Here is a 13,996-nt window from a genome sequence, read left to right as displayed (position 1 = left end):
GCGGGGTTAAGATGTTGAGGTGCCGCGCTTTTCCTCTGTTCCTATGTGATCACGGCAGAGTGCAATATCAAGGGAGCCCCTAGCTATGGGGAGACGCCCCCCGCAAAGATTTATCCCCTGATTAACAGGCCTGCGCCAGCTCACGCGAGTCCTGTGCCGTTCAACGTCCTTCGCAGGAAAGACAAACCCAGCGCCGAGAGAAAAGCCGCCTGCTCCTTGTTGGCGGCGCCATGGCCGCCATCGTCGGGCTCGTAGAAGAAGACCGGCTGTTTCATGGCCTCAAGCTTGGACGCCATTTTGCGGGCGTGGCCCGGATGGACGCGATCATCCCGTCGGGATGTCACCAGCAGCACCGGAGGATAGGCACGGCCCTCCTCCAGGTTCTGGTAGGCTGAAAAGCCTGCCATGTAGGCCCAATCCTCAGGCTTGCCCGGATCGCCGTATTCTGCCACCCAGCTGGGCCCGGCCAGCAGGCGCGTATAGCGGTGCATGTCGAGGAGCGGCACGGTGCACCAGATGGCCCCGAAGCGCTCAGGGTACCGGGTGAGCATATTGCCCACGAGGAGGCCGCCGTTTGAGCCGCCATAGGCCGCCAGCTGCTTCGGTGTGGTCACACCCCGTATGGCGAGGTCCTGGGCGATGGCGGCGAAATCGTCGTGGGACAGGCGCTTGCCTTCGCGCATGCCGGCTTTGTGCCAGGCTGCACCGAACTCGCCGCCGCCGCGGATATTGGCCACTACCCAGACATTCCCCCGCTCCAGCCACGTCTTGCCGATGCCGCCGAGGTAGCCCGGTGTCATCGAGACAGAGAAGCCGCCATAGCCGTAGAGCACTGTCGGGCGTGGTCCGTTCTGGCCTTTCGGTCCGATCTGATAATACGGGATCCGCTCCCCATCCACCGAGACGGCCTCATGGCGCGTCACCTCCAGGCCGGAGGCGTCGAAGGCGGCGGGCGCTTCCTTGAGCACCTCAATCCGCTTGTCCTCCGTCACCAGCGCGAGCTTCGTCGGCTCGACGAAGCTGGAGATCGTCAGGAGAAGCTCGTCGGTTCGCTCCAACTGGCTGGCGTCCAGGGACATGGCATGGACGGAAGCCGTATCCGGCAGCCCCTCCAATTGCTCCAGGCTCCAGGGAGAACCTGGCGTGCCGAGCCAGATCTGGCTGGCGAGATTGTCGAGAACCGTGAGCACCAGCCGGGACTTCGTCCACCAGAACCCGGAGAGAACCCGCCGCGGCCCGGGCTCGAACAGCACCTCGAACCGGCGGTCTCCCTCAAGGAATCGCGAGAAGCTGATGGCCAGCAGTGAGTCGGCCGGATAGGTGCGCTCCGGCAGGGGCCAATCGCTTTTCAGCTTCACGACGAGCCAGTCCTTCTCCACACCGAAGCGGGCGTCGAGCGGCAGGTCGATCAGCAGGGGCTCGCCATTCTCCCTTGCGAGGTAGCTGAGCCCCTCCTCGAAGGTGATCTGCCGTCGGTAAAAGGTGCGCTCGAACCCGGGCTCGCGATCCACCGAGGCCGAGATGTAGATGTCGCTGCCCTCGCCCTCGAAGAGCACAGGCGCCTGCATGAAATCCGAGCCGCGGCGCCACAGGCGCACGGTCCGCGGATAGCCGGAAGCAGTGGCGGCGTTTGCCCCGAGGGTGGTCGAGACGAGGAGCGTATCCGCATCGAGCCAAGCTGTTCCGCCCTTGGCCTCCTGGAGGGCAAAGCCGTTCTCGACAAATCGTTTCTCGACGAGATCGAACTCGCGGATCACCACGGCGTCGGCGCCGCCCCGGGACAGGCTTACCAAGCCGTAGCGTTGTTCCGGCTGAAGCGTGCCGCAGCCTTTCCAGACCCAATCCTCCCCCTCCAGGCCCGCAAGCGCGTCGATGTCGAGAACGGTCTCCCAGGTTGGCTCGGGCTGCCGGTAATCCTCCATGGTGGTGCGTCGCCACAGGCCGCGCACATGGGAAGCGTCCTGCCAGAAGTTGTAGAGCTGACCCCGCCGCCGGGTGATGAACGGGATGTTGTCCGGACGGGTCGAGATCTCGTAGATCGTCTTCTTGTCGGCCTCGAAAGCCTGATCGCACAGGGCCGCCTTGGTCGCCTCATTATGGGTTCGCACCCAGGTCAGAGCTTCCTGACCCTCCACATCTTCCAGCCAGAGATAGGGATCGGTACGTTCCTGCATCTGTTCGACCTTCATGTGGATTTCGCCCAGATGGGCTTGAGGGGCGGAAGACAATCGACAACAGGATTATTGGTCAACTGAGGCCTGCGGCAACATCCCGGTCGTGAACCGAACCGTTCACCATCCGTTGAAGGTCAAATCACTTAGAAGGGGGCCAGCATGGATCCGTTCGTTTCGGCGTTGGAAGAACTCGCGGAAGCGCTGCTCGCAGGAGAGGATCCGGAAGGCGCGTTGCAGGACATCGCCCAGGAACACGAGCTTCCGGCGCCTGCCCTGCGCAATCGGGCCCTGCGGGCATTCGGTCCCCTGGAGACCTACAAGCAGCGTCAGGCGGAGTTGAAGAAGGAGCGGGACCAAACCGCCCGACGCCGCGACCCGGTTTTCGCCGGCGCGTCGTTTCTGGCCGCGGTCGCGAGCCTCAGCCCCAAGCTGAGCACCGAGGACAGGCGCGCCGAGATCGAACGCCTCGCAGCCGAGTACGATGTTGACCCTGCTGCGCACAAGGATGCCATCGAGCGGCTGCGCAGGCGCTGAAACCCGGCAGAACAGTCAGGTGCGCAGATTGTTGAAGCAGCCTGCGGGCAGTCCGGCTCCGGTCACGAGGATCGCACCATGCTTGAACAGTCGCCAGCCTGACCGCCCATCAGCCAGCCTGACCACCGCAAGCTCGCCGCTGCTATCTGTCCAGACCAGTTGCGCATCGACTGCTGCGAGCGATCTGACGACGCGGTCCTGTCCGGTGCCTGGGGCGAACAGCACCGTGGTGAACTCGCTGCTCTTCAGGGGCCAGATACCGAAAGCTCCTCCGCTCAAAACCAGAACGGTCACCAATGCGCGGGTTGCAGCGGAGGAGCGGCCAGTGGCAGCTTCATCGTCCCTTGGCCCGCCCATGATCCACCCCAGGATCACCGGTACGAGGCCGAAGAGACCTAGCCAGAGAAGATCCCAGAAGAGCGGGCTGCTGCTGTCCATCCGGATACGGTGGATCCCGAGCAGCCAATGCGAGAGAGCGGCATCGACCATGTGCCAGGCACCGAAGCCGATCAGAATTCCGGCGAACAGCAGACGACCAGAAATCCCAACGGCGTTGCGCCGGGAGGCCCACAGCATCCAAAGCCCTACGGCTGCGATAACGTACATGAGGGCATGGAAATACCCGTCGACAGCGACCTGAAACCGGATGTCGTCGCCATTGATGGCACTCAGGAGATGATGCCATTGCAGGATCTGGTGGAGCAGAATTCCATCGAAGAAGCCGCCGAGGGCAAAGCCGAGCACGTAGCCCGGCCATGGATGATAACGTCGGGATGCGGTGATTGCCACGATGCGACCTGGGTTCAAGAGCCGTTCCAGTCTCTCAACCTTCGGTGCCGATCCAGGTTTCAAAGGTTAATCCATGTTTACGTTTGCGTTTGATATGTCGGGTTCCTGACAGACGAGGTGCGGACCCTCAGGTAGGATTCGAATCAACAACACAACGAACGATTTGCAAGGGGGCACAAGCATGGCTCTCCGAAACTCGGCCGTCGTCTTCCTCAGCAGGGAGAGTCAAGGCTGCTTTTCGGACCATGAGGTGCCAGATGAAGAGCAGGAAAAGAAAGCCGTCTGAGTCGAAAGCCCGTCGCGCTGCAAAGCTTGAGCGGCAACTCAAGATGATCGAAGCGCAGATCGCCCTTTTGGAAAAGGACGCCGGCCTTCAGCTCGCCGTGCAGGACCACTTCGTTTTGTGGAGACGCCCAAACCTGTTCGCACCCTGGCCGCTCGGAGTTCAGCACTAGATAAACTTTGGACCGCCGCACTCCACCGTCTCCTTCATCGAGGTCTATGAAAGCGAGTGAGGGCCGTCGTCCAACCTTGCGGCCGCAATGCCACGACGGCAACGATGAGCGCGACCAGGACGAGAGTCATCATCACCTGCGCGACGCCGAAGATCGGCGCATCCTTGGCGACGAACCAGCCCGTCACGAAGCCGGCCGCGATCATCTAGAGTCGAACGATCAAGCTGAGCAGGTAAGCCTCCGTTCCTGTCGGAGGTGTCCTGCGCATCGCAGCGGAGCATTCGGGTCTTTCCCTGTTGCCGATCAAGGTCGTGTCAATTTGTTCTGGTGATGGCCTTCAGGTCCAGTAGAGAATCCGAGCAGACGGAAGATGGTCTCTGACCGCATGCTCAAAGAAGCCTCGCATCTGCTTCATGAGATCGGATGTGTAGACAAATTTGACCGAGTTGAACTTGGTTGTCTTCCGCGCCCGTGTCTGCTCGTCCATGTCCAGGTCCGAACCCGGATACCACCCGTTCAGGACGGTCTTGGACCCTGGCGTGAAACGGTGGGTGATGAGTTCCACCGACAGGTCGAGATCGGGCACGTCCCGCATTGCGGCAGCGGCATCCTCGAGCAAAGTGCCATAGGCCTCGCGCCAGTTCTCGACAGGCATGATCGGCGCAATCGTCAGGCCGACCCTGTAGCCGGCCAGGGCCGCCGATCGCATGGCGTTCAGCCGCGCCGCGACCGATGCGGTGCCGCCCTCGAAGCGAGCCGCCGGCTTCGCGTTGACGGAAAAGCGGATCCGGGTGCGTCGGTTATGCGAGACCGCGAGCAGAGGCTGGACCGCGTCATACTTGGTGGTGAAGCGGAGCTGCACAGGAGCCTCCCACGATCCGAAATGCGCGATCGTCGCCGCCAGCGATCCGGTGAGGTGCTCAATCCCCAGCGGGTCAGTATAGCAGGACGCCTCGAACGTGGTGCCCTCATGCATCCGGTCCGCTGACCTGGAGGTGACGGCGCCCTTGCCTGCATAGTCTTCTAGGCTGCCGAGGATGTCGGGCATGTTGGCGTAAACCCTCGTGACTGGAGGGCCCGACAGGGAGCCTGCGAGGTAACAGTACTGGCAATGAGCCGGGCAGCCTTCTGCCAGATCGACCCGCCAGTCCGCGCTCGGCGGTATGGGCTGCAGGCGAAGCTTGCCGGGAGGCGCCACGACAACGGCGAGCGTCGTCTTGGCATTCACATAGCTCTGCCGCTCATTCTCGCCGGTCAGGCCCGTGAGCCGGTTGCTTTTCAGCTCGACGATTTCCGATCCCAGCGACGACGCCCGTTCAAGAATGGCGCGGCCGTGCTCCCATTCCAGCGCCGCCGGCGTGACGAGCACGCGCCTGGGTCGCCAGATCTTGGGCGCAGCCTCCCTCCTCTCGTCCAGAGCCAATTCGGCGTTCAAAGCGGCATCTCCTTCAGCGGAGTGAACGCCGATCGGGAACGCAGGATCCTTCGCGGGCAATCTGCCACAGCTTCAGGTCTGATCCGACGCAAACCTCAGAACGGGATGCGTTGACCATCCCAGGCGAAGAACCCGCCGCTGTCCGTAGCAGTGAGGCCATCCAGCACCATGAGCAGCCGCTGGGCTGAATAGGCCGGTGTGAACAGCTTCCCGCTTTCAACCCCGCTTTGGAAGGGATGGCTCAGGGCCGTGTCGACGGTTCCAGGATGAAGCGCGACACAGATGGCGTCGGGCTTCTGGCGTCTGACTTCGACCGCCAGGGTCCGCATGAACTGGTTGAGAGCAGCCTTCGAGGCGCGGTAGCCGTACCACCCACCGAGCCGATTGTCCTCGATGCTGCCGACACGAGCCGAGATCACAGCGAAGATGCTCTTTCCATTTTTCGGCAACAGAGGGACCATGTGCTTGGCGACAAGCGCGGGGCCGATAGCATTGACACGAAAGCTCCGGGCCAGGAGTTCCGGATCGAGACTGCGATAGGTTTTCTCCGGCTGATGATCCGCGGCATGGAGCAATCCGGTTGCCACAACGACAAGGCGCAAAGGGGCACCGTACCGGAGTCCATCGGCTGCCGCAGCGATGCTAAACTCGTGTTCGATGTCGATGACGCCGGAGCTTACCCCCACGGACTCGTTGTCGCGTTCCTTTCGTGCAAGGGCATGAACAGTCTCGAACCCCTCTCCCGCGAGCAGTTCCGTGGCGGCCGTTCCGATTCCTCCGGAAGCGCCGATGACGGCGGCTCGCGAGGGCCGCTCAAGACTTGCGAATAGGTTCGATGAGGCCATGGGATTCCCGGCAGGAGTGACACGCAATTATGCGCGGCCTTCCTCATGCAGGGAAAGACCTTTCAGCCCGTCCCGCATCCACCGTCAGTTTTCGTGAACGAGGCAGCCGGATCAGAAGCGCCGCGCAGAGAAGGGGCTCCCGTCGACCGGGCCGGATCGCCCCTCAAGCATGCTCGCCACCATCTGGGCCGTGATGGCTGCCTGGGTAAGACCGTAATGCCCGTGACCGAAGGCGTAGATCACGCGCCGGTCCCGTCCGGCAGGCCCGATTACCGGCAGGGAGTCCGGAATCGAGGGCCGGAAGCCCATCCATCGCTTTGCGGCCGGTTGGGATTGCAGATGTGGCAGGAATCGCGTCAGGCGCTGCACCATGGCGTCGGTTCGACTGTGGTTGGGCGCAGCCTCAAGTCCGGCGAACTCGACCGCGCCACCAACCCGGTCGCCCGTATTGAGTGGCGTCGTGACGAAGCCCTCGCCCTCGAACATGATTGGCCGGCCGATCCCGAACGTGCCCTTCGCATAGGTCGCGTTGTAGCCTCGCTCCGTATCGAGCGGAATCCGGTCGCCGAGTTGAGCCGCCAATGCGCGAGACCAGATGCCGGCCGAGACCACTACCTGGTCGGCGGTCACGGCCGGACCTCCCCCATCCGTATGAACGCGCACGTCCCTGTTTTGCAGCTCGATTCTTGAAGCGTGCGCCGCCACAGGAACCGCGCCGCGCTCCAGAGCCAGTCGCAGAAGGTCAGCAGCCAGAACAGCCGGATCGGACACATGGCAGGCGTCGGGATACAGCACGGCGGCTTCTACGTTGCGAAGCGCGGGCTCAAGCTCTGCGAGCGCCGCGGGGCTCAGCGCTTCCGCCTCGATCCCGAAACTGCGCTGACGTTCGATGATGTCCTGCGATCGATTGAAGTCGCCCTGGTGCCTCCACACGGAGAGGATGCCGTTTTCTCTGAGATGCCCGTTCAGAGCGAGAGACGACAGAAGGCTCTTCCAGGCCGGCAGCGACTCCGCATTGATCGAGCGGATCGCCCCGATGCTCGATTTGATGCGTGAGGGCGACGAGGCCAGCAGGAAGCGTGCCAGCCAGGGTGCCAGATGCGGCAGGTAGCCCGGCCGGATGGTCAGCGGCCCGAGCGGGTCCATGAGCCAGCGCGGCAGGTTCCGCCACGCCTTCGGCGAGGCGAGCGGCATGATGTCGGTATGGGCGATCCAGCCGGCGTTCCCGTCCGTCGGACGCCCCTGCTTTGCGCCGGGCTCGATCAGAACGACCTCATGGCCCCTGTCGAGCAAGGCGTGCGCCGTGGCAAGCCCCACAACGCCGGCTCCGATGATCGCAACCCGCATGTTACTTTCCTAGAACAGGCCTAAGGCCTAGCGGTTCTGGTCGACGACCTGGAAGCCGTTGGCGAAGGGATCCCGGTCGTCGATGAAGATGGTGTTGAACCCGGTCACGCGGGCCCAGCCTTCGATCGACGGGATGATCGCATCGCGATCACCCACCTTGGTGCGCCCCTCGATGCGCCCCGTGAAGGTGGAGCCGATGATGCTCTCATGGACGAACGCATCCCCCTCGTTCAAGGCGCCGCGGGCCGCAAGATGCGCCATGCGGGCGGAGGTGCCCGTGCCGCAGGGCGAGCGGTCGATGGCCTTGTCGCCATAGAACACCGCGTTGCGCGCTGTGCTGCCCGGATTCTGGGCTTTTCCTGTCCAGAGCACATGCGTCAGCCGGTCGATGGCCGGATTCTCGGGATGGGCGATCTGGTAGCGCGCATTGAACGCCTCGCGCAGCTTCGGGCTCCAGCGCAGGATGTCGGACGGATTGACGTCCGCAACATCCGTATAAAGCCGCTGCGGCTCCACGATGGCATAGAAGTTGCCGCCATAGGCGACATCCACCATGAGGTGTCCAAGCCCTTCGACCTCGACCTCGTAGCCGGTGCCATAAAGGAACGACGGGATGTTGGTGATACGCACGCGCTCGACGAAGGGACCGTTTTGCTCGTAACGCGCTTCGACCACGCCGGCCGGCGTGTCGAGCCGAAGCAGGCCCGGGGTTTTCGGGTGGATGAGACCATTCTCGAGCGCGATGGTCACCGTCCCGATGGTGCCATGGCCGCACATGGGCAGGCAGCCCGAGGTTTCGATGAACAGGATGCCCACGTCGCAATCCGGCCGGGTCGGCGGATAGAGGATGGAGCCCGACATCATGTCGTGCCCGCGCGGCTCGAACATCAGCCCGGTCCGGATCCAATCATATTCCGCTAAGAAGTGCTGGCGGCGCTCGAACATCGTGTCCCCCTTTAGCTGGGGGATGCTGCCGCCGCCCACCACGCGTACCGGGTTGCCGCAGGTGTGGCCGTCGATGCAGAAGAAGGTATGGCGCGCCATGGCCTCACTCGCTGTTCACAAGAGGTCTTATCGCAGATGAAAGGCGGTGCGGTCACGCACCGCCTCGATTTGTCAGGCCGCGGACCTCAGGCCCACGTCCGGCAGCTTCGGACGATTCTTGAGAGCCTTGTCCATGACAGCCTCAACATGAGCGCGGTCCGCTCCTTCGAGGGGCAGACGCGGCGGACGGGTGAGCGCGGAGCCACGGCCCATGATCTCTTCGCACAGCTTGATGCACTGGACGAGATCAGGGCGGGCATCGAGATGCAGAAGCGGCATGAACCACTCGTAGAGCGCCCTCGCCTCCTCATAGCGGCCAGCCTTGGCCAGACGGAACAGCGTCTCGCCCTCTTGCGGGAAGGCATTCGACATGCCTGAGATCCAGCCCTCGGCGCCGAGCATTACGCTCTCGACCACCACATCGTCCAAGCCTGCGAACAGGACGAAGCGGTCGCCGACCATGTTCTTGGTGTCGATGAAACGTCGCGTGTCGCCGGATGAATCCTTGAAGCAGACGACGGTCTCGCAATCGGCCAGCGAGGCCAGGATATCGGGCGTTACGTCGTTCTTGTAGATCGGTGGGTTGTTGTAGACCATTACCGGCAGGTCGGTGGCCTTGGCGACGCCGCGGAAATGGGCGGCCGTCTCATGCGGCTTCGAGGAATAGACCAGGGCCGGCATGACCATCACGCCATCGACCCCGACGCGCGCGGCCTCCTTGGCCACCTCTGAGGCGAACTGCGTGGTGAACTCGGCGATGCCGGCGATCACCGGCACCCGGCCTCGGGACACGCTCTTGGCGGTCTCCATGACGGCAACCTTCTCGGAGCGGCTGAGCGACGTGTTTTCGCCGACGGTGCCGCAGACGACGAGGCCGGAAACGCCATCCCGGATCAGGCCGTCCAGCACTTTGGCCGTCGCATCCAGATCAAGATCGTAATTCGGCTTGAACTGGGTGGTGACTGCTGGAAAGACGCCTTCCCATCCGATCTTGTTCGCCATTGTGACCCTGCTCCCGGTGGTGGATTGAAGTTCCGTATTGTAGATTGTATAAAATCTCTGCTGTCAAGCGAGCCGTGCCCTCCTGACCCATGAGTTTGATGACGAACCCAGCTGCACCATTGCCGAAGCCCGTTCAGAAGACCTTCCAGTACCGGACGATTTCCGCCTCCGTGGCCGGGGAACTGCGCCGGCGTATCGTGGACGGTGAGTTCCAGGCTGGCTTTCAGCTGCGTCAGGAGGCTCTGGCCGTGGAGTTCGGTGTCAGCCGTATTCCCGTCCGCGAGGCGCTGATGCAGCTTGAAGCTGAGGGACTCGTCAAGATTCACCCCCATCGGGGCGCCATCGTGTCGGCGCTCTCGCCGGCGGAGGTCGAGGAGTTGTTCGATCTCAGGGCACTCCTCGAGCCGCGGCTTCTCAAGGCCTCGGCTCGGCACCTGACAGAAGAGGATTACCAGCGGCTGAGAGACATCCTGCAGGAATACAGCTCGGAGCTTCACGCCATGCAGGTGAGCCGCTGGGGCGAGCTGAATCGGGAGTTCCACATGGTCCTCTACCAACATGCAGGTCAGCCCCGCTCACTCGCCATCGTGGCGAACCTTTTGCAGGAATGCGACCGGCACACCCGCCTACAGCTCGCCCTGACCGATGGCCGGGCACGAGCCGAAGCCGAACACGACGAACTGCTCCGCCTCTGCGCCGGGGGCCAGATCGAGGCAGCCTGCAACCTCCTGAAGACCCATATCGAAGGCGCGGGGACGTCGCTCCTGAAGTACATTCACGAGCATCAGAAGGACGGCAGGGCCGCGGTCTCGGTCTGATTATGAGCCCTGGAGCGCGGGCTCGGCCTGCTGCTTCATGCGGATCTTCGCCTGACGGGTCATCCAGACGGTGAGGACGATTGTTGCCACGAGCCCCACGCCCAGCAGAATCCAGTTCATCACACCCGCGCCCCCTTCGGCTGCGGTGCGTCCGATCACGCCGATCCATACATTCTGAATCGTCCCAGGCACGATGCCGATAGCCGTTGCCAAGAGGAACGAGCCGAGGCGAACGCCTGTGACACCGAAAGCATAGTTCTCGACGGCAAAGGGCGTGACCGGTGTCAGGCGGGCCAACACGATGGTCTTGAACGACTCCTCGTGAGCAACCGCATCAACGGCCTTCATCGTCGGATGTCGGTCGAGGAAGCGTTTCACCCGTTCCCGGGCAAGATAGCGGCTGATCAGGAAGGAGATGAGGGCTGCCGTCATGCCGCCGAAGAAGCAGATCGCCAGCGCCCACCAGCCATAGGCGACAGCGACCGCGAGGGTTAGTGCGACGCCCGGCACAAGCAGCACCGTGCAGATCACATAGGCAATGCTGACGATCACAACGCCTGTTGTGCCAAGGCCTTGCGCCCATTGGCTGAAGTCATGCAGCCACTGATCCATAGGCAGCAGGAACCAGGCGGCAATCAGGACGACAAAGCCGAGCACGGATGCGACGGCGAGCCAAATGAAATGGCGGTTGTGTGATGCAGGTGGCAAGGACGCGGGCTTCTCGATTAGCCGAGGCCAAACGCTTGATCGTCCCTGCCGTTCCGGGCTGAAGTTCTGAATGCAGCCGCCGCACGGCTGCCTCACCTATTGGTGAATGGCGACTCCGGTAGGGCTCGAACCTACGACCTGCCGCTTAGAAGGCGGCTGCTCTATCCAGCTGAGCTACGGAGCCGTCTGGTGGCTAGCCTCGACCTCAGTGGGTCCAGGGGCCGACGCGGTTGAACTTGAAATTGTCGGAGTAGGAGATCGTCCGCCGCTTGATCTCGTGCGGCTCCTCGACCCGGTAGGCGATGCCTTCCCGCTCCGCATAGGCCATGGCTTCTTCCTTCGAATCGAACCACAGGCGGATCTGCTGGCGGGTGTCGCCCGAGCTGGTCCAGCCCATGAGGGGCTCGATCTCGCGGGGCTTGTCCTGCTCGAAGACGAGAAGCCACTGCTTCGTCCGGGCCATCCCGGACTGGGTTGCAGATTTGGCAGGCTTGTAAATCCGTGCAGGCATCGGTTTTGGACTCTCTCCAAGACTCATGCGGTGATGATGGTCGGGGCGGCAGGATTTGAACCCGCGACCCTCTGCTCCCAAAGCAGATGCGCTACCAGACTGCGCTACACCCCGATATCTTCAACAGCTTGGTTTCTCTATCGATTTGAGAACCCCTGTGCAAGCCCTCCAGTTCCTCGTCGGGTGACCTTGTCAGTCAACACCAGGGACGCCTCTCGAGATGCTCTGAAAAAGCAAGCACATTCCTAATGGCAAGAAAGTATTCAATCAGCGCCATAGGAAAAAGGGCCGCGCCCTGCCATTCATCGACAGTGTCCGCGACCCTCCCGGCCCGTATTGCCCCTACGGGAAATTCCCTCCTAGGACAATGTTTACGTTTGATCAACCTGATTTCGTTCATAGATGAACTTTAATACGAGATACAATATCTCATCAAATCCTTGCAACAGCTTTGGATTTCCCGATCTGCCGCATTGATGACATGTTCGTGCGGCAGATATTGAAGAACCGGCCTTCTTTGCCCCTACGGGCCGGACACTTAAGCGTCCATCTAGCATGGGCGCTTTCTTTTGCGGGGGACTATCCGAACGCCAGCATGATCGTAATCAGCGCGCCAAGGGCGACAACGCCCATGGCGAAGCCGGCGACGGTCAGGGCGTTGTTGCGGTCTCGGCGATCCATGGGACTCTCCGGCTTCCTCGAGCTCACCCCCTGCCAACGCGGAACAAGGGCGAATGTCTCAGACAAGTGACTGCACCAGCATTTGAGACGGCTCGACGGGATGCCCAAACCCTCCCCGTGGCAAAGGGCTCGGCGTGCCGCTCAGCACGCATTGCTGGTCCTTGGCTGTTACATCGCCGGTGATCACCCAATGGATGATCTTTTCGTCCTCATCGATCTCGAGCACCATTTCGAGAACCGAGTTTTCCGCATAGACCCCAAAGAAGCCGTACCGGCGAGCACCCCAGGAAGGCAGACTGAAACGCTCGACCTCATGGGTCAGGCCATGGCAACGCGCCAGGGTCAGCTGCAAATCCTCGATTGAGTATCTTGCCTGCAGCGATGGTGCCAGAAGCTCGTGAAGCGCCGCGGCGTCCCTTGCATTATAGACGCGCAGAAGGCTCTGGGAGACATTGATCACCGCATGAGGGCCGACCTGGGCGGACGCGGCATCCGTCAGCAGCAGGCCGGCCAAGCCAGCGGCCACTCTCATATGCCTGCCGAACACCCCTGCCTGCAACGGTCTCAACGCTTGAAGATGGGGTGCTCCACCCGGTCGCCTGGCTTGATGCCTAACTTGCCTGCCATGCCGGCGTTCAGTTCAAGAACGGCGAGAACCGGCTCGCCGGACGGGATAGTGCGGGTCGACAGGGGCTCGGTGTTCGCGGCGATGCGGGCGATGGTCCCATCGGGCCTGATGAACAGCATGTCGAGGGACAGGTAGGTGTTCTGCATCCACATGGACACCGGTTCGACGCGCCCGAAGTCGAACAGCATGCCCTGGTCCGCCGGCATGGAGCGCCGGAACATCAGCCCCTGCGCCCGGTCCGCATCGTTGCGGGCCACCTCGACGCGGAAGGACTGCTTTTGTCCGCCCTGAGTGGCAATCGACAGGGTCTCAAGAGCCTGCGCGTATGCGGCCCCGGCGAAAGCCGCGACAAAGCCAAGAGCCGGAAGAGCCGGCCGGAACCGCTGCAGCACGGATGGTCTCATCAATGGGAATGCGGCAGGGCCATCTCGGCCAGACGGACCTCGGCAGCCATCAGCCCCTTCGAGCCGTCTCCGAACCGCACGAAGACCTGCTCGCCGGGCTTGAGCTCGGCAATGCCGTAGCGGCGCAGGGTCTCCATGTGGACGAAGATATCCGGCTTGCCCTCGCCCTGGGTGAGGAAGCCGAAGCCGCGTAGGCGGTTGAACCACTTCACGACCGCAGGCTCCAGACCGCTCGTCGGCACCACCTGGACATGGGTGCGCGGCAGCGGAAGCTCGGACGGGTGAAGCGCCGTCGACTCGTCGAGGGACAGGATGCGGAACGCCTGAAGGCCGCGCGGGCGCTGAACCGCCTCGACGACGATCCTGGCTCCTTCATTGGCGGCCTGGTAGCCATCGCGGCGCAGGCAGGTCACATGAAGCAGAACATCCGGCATGCCGTTATCGGGAATGATGAAGCCGAAACCCTTGGCCACATCGAACCACTTGATACGGCCGCTGACCTGAACGAGGTCGAGAGCGCCCTCCTCCGAGCCCGGCTGAGAAACCTCGCGGCGCCCATGGTCTAAGGAAGGATTCTCCTCTCGGAGACTGAAAGAATTGGAGCCGTAATCGCCAGTCATG

16 protein-coding genes and 2 tRNA genes are annotated in these 13,996 nt (G+C 62.6%); 3 read left to right on the top strand and 15 right to left on the bottom strand.

Translation table 11 applies throughout. The annotated features are described in order from the left end of the window. Positions 1-140 precede the first annotated feature (140 nt). The gene (locus tag IC232_RS09275; RefSeq protein ID WP_190844632.1) at positions 141-2,189 is read right to left on the bottom strand and encodes a prolyl oligopeptidase family serine peptidase; all 2,049 of its coding nucleotides are present in this window, start codon (positions 2,187-2,189) and stop codon (positions 141-143) included. Positions 2,190-2,333: 144 nt separating this feature from the next. Between IC232_RS09275 and IC232_RS09270 the strand changes: the two genes are divergently transcribed. Then, on the top strand, positions 2,334-2,708 hold the full coding sequence (locus IC232_RS09270; RefSeq protein WP_190844631.1) for a hypothetical protein: 375 nt from the start codon (positions 2,334-2,336) through the stop codon (positions 2,706-2,708). Positions 2,709-2,723: 15 nt separating this feature from the next. On the opposite strand, the gene IC232_RS09265 is transcribed toward IC232_RS09270, so the two are convergent. Then, positions 2,724-3,515 carry a DUF2243 domain-containing protein gene (locus IC232_RS09265; RefSeq protein ID WP_210335290.1) on the bottom strand — a complete coding sequence of 264 codons (792 nt, stop codon included), beginning with the start codon at positions 3,513-3,515 and terminating at the stop codon, positions 2,724-2,726. A gap of 239 nt (positions 3,516-3,754) precedes the next feature. Here IC232_RS09265 and IC232_RS09260 point away from each other — a divergent pair, with 239 nt between their 5' ends. Continuing rightward, positions 3,755-3,952 (top strand): hypothetical protein, encoded by a 198-nt coding sequence (locus tag IC232_RS09260; RefSeq protein ID WP_190844630.1) that lies wholly within the window; start codon positions 3,755-3,757, stop codon positions 3,950-3,952. A 34-nt stretch (positions 3,953-3,986) separates the two neighbouring features. Here the strand turns inward: IC232_RS09260 and IC232_RS09255 are convergent, their stop codons facing one another. The 6 genes from IC232_RS09255 to IC232_RS09230 all read right to left on the bottom strand — a co-directional run bounded on the left by IC232_RS09255 (position 3,987) and on the right by IC232_RS09230 (position 9,625). Continuing rightward, positions 3,987-4,157, bottom strand: coding sequence for a hypothetical protein (locus IC232_RS09255; RefSeq protein WP_190844629.1), 171 nt, complete (start codon positions 4,155-4,157; stop codon positions 3,987-3,989). 132 nt (positions 4,158-4,289) lie between these two features. Next, positions 4,290-5,387 (bottom strand): SPL family radical SAM protein, encoded by a 1,098-nt coding sequence (locus tag IC232_RS09250; RefSeq protein ID WP_190844628.1) that lies wholly within the window; start codon positions 5,385-5,387, stop codon positions 4,290-4,292. A gap of 95 nt (positions 5,388-5,482) precedes the next feature. Then, positions 5,483-6,232: an SDR family NAD(P)-dependent oxidoreductase gene (locus IC232_RS09245; RefSeq protein ID WP_190844627.1), complete on the bottom strand. Its 750-nt coding sequence runs from the start codon at positions 6,230-6,232 to the stop codon at positions 5,483-5,485. A 111-nt stretch (positions 6,233-6,343) separates the two neighbouring features. Further along, a complete protein-coding gene (locus IC232_RS09240) occupies positions 6,344-7,579 on the bottom strand; it encodes an NAD(P)/FAD-dependent oxidoreductase (RefSeq protein WP_190844626.1) in 1,236 nt (411 codons plus the stop codon). Positions 7,580-7,606: 27 nt separating this feature from the next. Continuing rightward, positions 7,607-8,623 carry a 4-hydroxyproline epimerase gene (locus IC232_RS09235; RefSeq protein ID WP_190844625.1) on the bottom strand — a complete coding sequence of 339 codons (1,017 nt, stop codon included), beginning with the start codon at positions 8,621-8,623 and terminating at the stop codon, positions 7,607-7,609. 72 nt (positions 8,624-8,695) lie between these two features. Next, positions 8,696-9,625: a dihydrodipicolinate synthase family protein gene (locus IC232_RS09230; RefSeq protein ID WP_190844624.1), complete on the bottom strand. Its 930-nt coding sequence runs from the start codon at positions 9,623-9,625 to the stop codon at positions 8,696-8,698. Between the two features lie 98 nt (positions 9,626-9,723). Here IC232_RS09230 and IC232_RS09225 point away from each other — a divergent pair, with 98 nt between their 5' ends. Beyond that, positions 9,724-10,443 carry a GntR family transcriptional regulator gene (locus IC232_RS09225; protein WP_190844623.1) on the top strand — a complete coding sequence of 240 codons (720 nt, stop codon included), beginning with the start codon at positions 9,724-9,726 and terminating at the stop codon, positions 10,441-10,443. Here the strand turns inward: IC232_RS09225 and IC232_RS09220 are convergent, their stop codons facing one another. The 7 genes from IC232_RS09220 to IC232_RS09190 form a co-directional block, all read right to left on the bottom strand. Then, positions 10,444-11,151, bottom strand: coding sequence for a TVP38/TMEM64 family protein (locus IC232_RS09220; protein ID WP_190844622.1), 708 nt, complete (start codon positions 11,149-11,151; stop codon positions 10,444-10,446). A 107-nt stretch (positions 11,152-11,258) separates the two neighbouring features. Beyond that, positions 11,259-11,335, bottom strand: a tRNA-Arg gene (locus tag IC232_RS09215). Positions 11,336-11,356: 21 nt separating this feature from the next. Then, positions 11,357-11,662 carry an ETC complex I subunit gene (locus IC232_RS09210; protein ID WP_036352548.1) on the bottom strand — a complete coding sequence of 102 codons (306 nt, stop codon included), beginning with the start codon at positions 11,660-11,662 and terminating at the stop codon, positions 11,357-11,359. Between the two features lie 37 nt (positions 11,663-11,699). Then, a tRNA-Pro gene (locus IC232_RS09205) sits at positions 11,700-11,776 on the bottom strand. Positions 11,777-12,401: 625 nt separating this feature from the next. Beyond that, on the bottom strand, positions 12,402-12,869 hold the full coding sequence (locus tag IC232_RS09200; protein ID WP_190844621.1) for a hypothetical protein: 468 nt from the start codon (positions 12,867-12,869) through the stop codon (positions 12,402-12,404). 38 nt (positions 12,870-12,907) lie between these two features. Next, the gene (locus IC232_RS09195; protein ID WP_190844620.1) at positions 12,908-13,375 is read right to left on the bottom strand and encodes a DUF192 domain-containing protein; all 468 of its coding nucleotides are present in this window, start codon (positions 13,373-13,375) and stop codon (positions 12,908-12,910) included. Beyond that, positions 13,375-13,995 carry a cold-shock protein gene (locus tag IC232_RS09190; protein ID WP_190844619.1) on the bottom strand — a complete coding sequence of 207 codons (621 nt, stop codon included), beginning with the start codon at positions 13,993-13,995 and terminating at the stop codon, positions 13,375-13,377. Before IC232_RS09190 ends, IC232_RS09195 begins: the two co-directional genes overlap by 1 nt. Position 13,996: the final 1 nt, after the last annotated feature.

It is taken from the genome of Microvirga sp., from assembly GCF_014699075.1.
GTDB lineage: Bacteria > Pseudomonadota > Alphaproteobacteria > Rhizobiales > Beijerinckiaceae > Microvirga.
The sequence above is the reverse complement of the archived record's forward strand: the minus strand, read 5'-3'. Positions and strand labels throughout refer to the sequence as shown.

Excerpts from the sequence above, each read along its gene's own strand:
- IC232_RS09230 (WP_190844624.1), bottom strand. The coding sequence starts at position 9,625 with ATGGCGAACAAGATCGGATGGGAAGGCGTCTTTCCAGCAGTCACCACC.
- IC232_RS09260 (WP_190844630.1), top strand. The coding sequence starts at position 3,755 with ATGAAGAGCAGGAAAAGAAAGCCGTCTGAGTCGAAAGCCCGTCGCGCT.
- IC232_RS09195 (WP_190844620.1), bottom strand. The coding sequence starts at position 13,375 with ATGAGACCATCCGTGCTGCAGCGGTTCCGGCCGGCTCTTCCGGCTCTT.
- IC232_RS09255 (WP_190844629.1), bottom strand. The coding sequence starts at position 4,157 with ATGATCGCGGCCGGCTTCGTGACGGGCTGGTTCGTCGCCAAGGATGCG.
- IC232_RS09240 (WP_190844626.1), bottom strand. The coding sequence starts at position 7,579 with ATGCGGGTTGCGATCATCGGAGCCGGCGTTGTGGGGCTTGCCACGGCG.
- IC232_RS09245 (WP_190844627.1), bottom strand. The coding sequence starts at position 6,232 with ATGGCCTCATCGAACCTATTCGCAAGTCTTGAGCGGCCCTCGCGAGCC.
- IC232_RS09210 (WP_036352548.1), bottom strand. The coding sequence starts at position 11,662 with ATGCCTGCACGGATTTACAAGCCTGCCAAATCTGCAACCCAGTCCGGG.
- IC232_RS09275 (WP_190844632.1), bottom strand. The coding sequence starts at position 2,189 with ATGAAGGTCGAACAGATGCAGGAACGTACCGATCCCTATCTCTGGCTG.
- IC232_RS09235 (WP_190844625.1), bottom strand. The coding sequence starts at position 8,623 with ATGGCGCGCCATACCTTCTTCTGCATCGACGGCCACACCTGCGGCAAC.
- IC232_RS09190 (WP_190844619.1), bottom strand. The coding sequence starts at position 13,995 with ATGACTGGCGATTACGGCTCCAATTCTTTCAGTCTCCGAGAGGAGAAT.
- IC232_RS09270 (WP_190844631.1), top strand. The coding sequence starts at position 2,334 with ATGGATCCGTTCGTTTCGGCGTTGGAAGAACTCGCGGAAGCGCTGCTC.
- IC232_RS09225 (WP_190844623.1), top strand. The coding sequence starts at position 9,724 with ATGACGAACCCAGCTGCACCATTGCCGAAGCCCGTTCAGAAGACCTTC.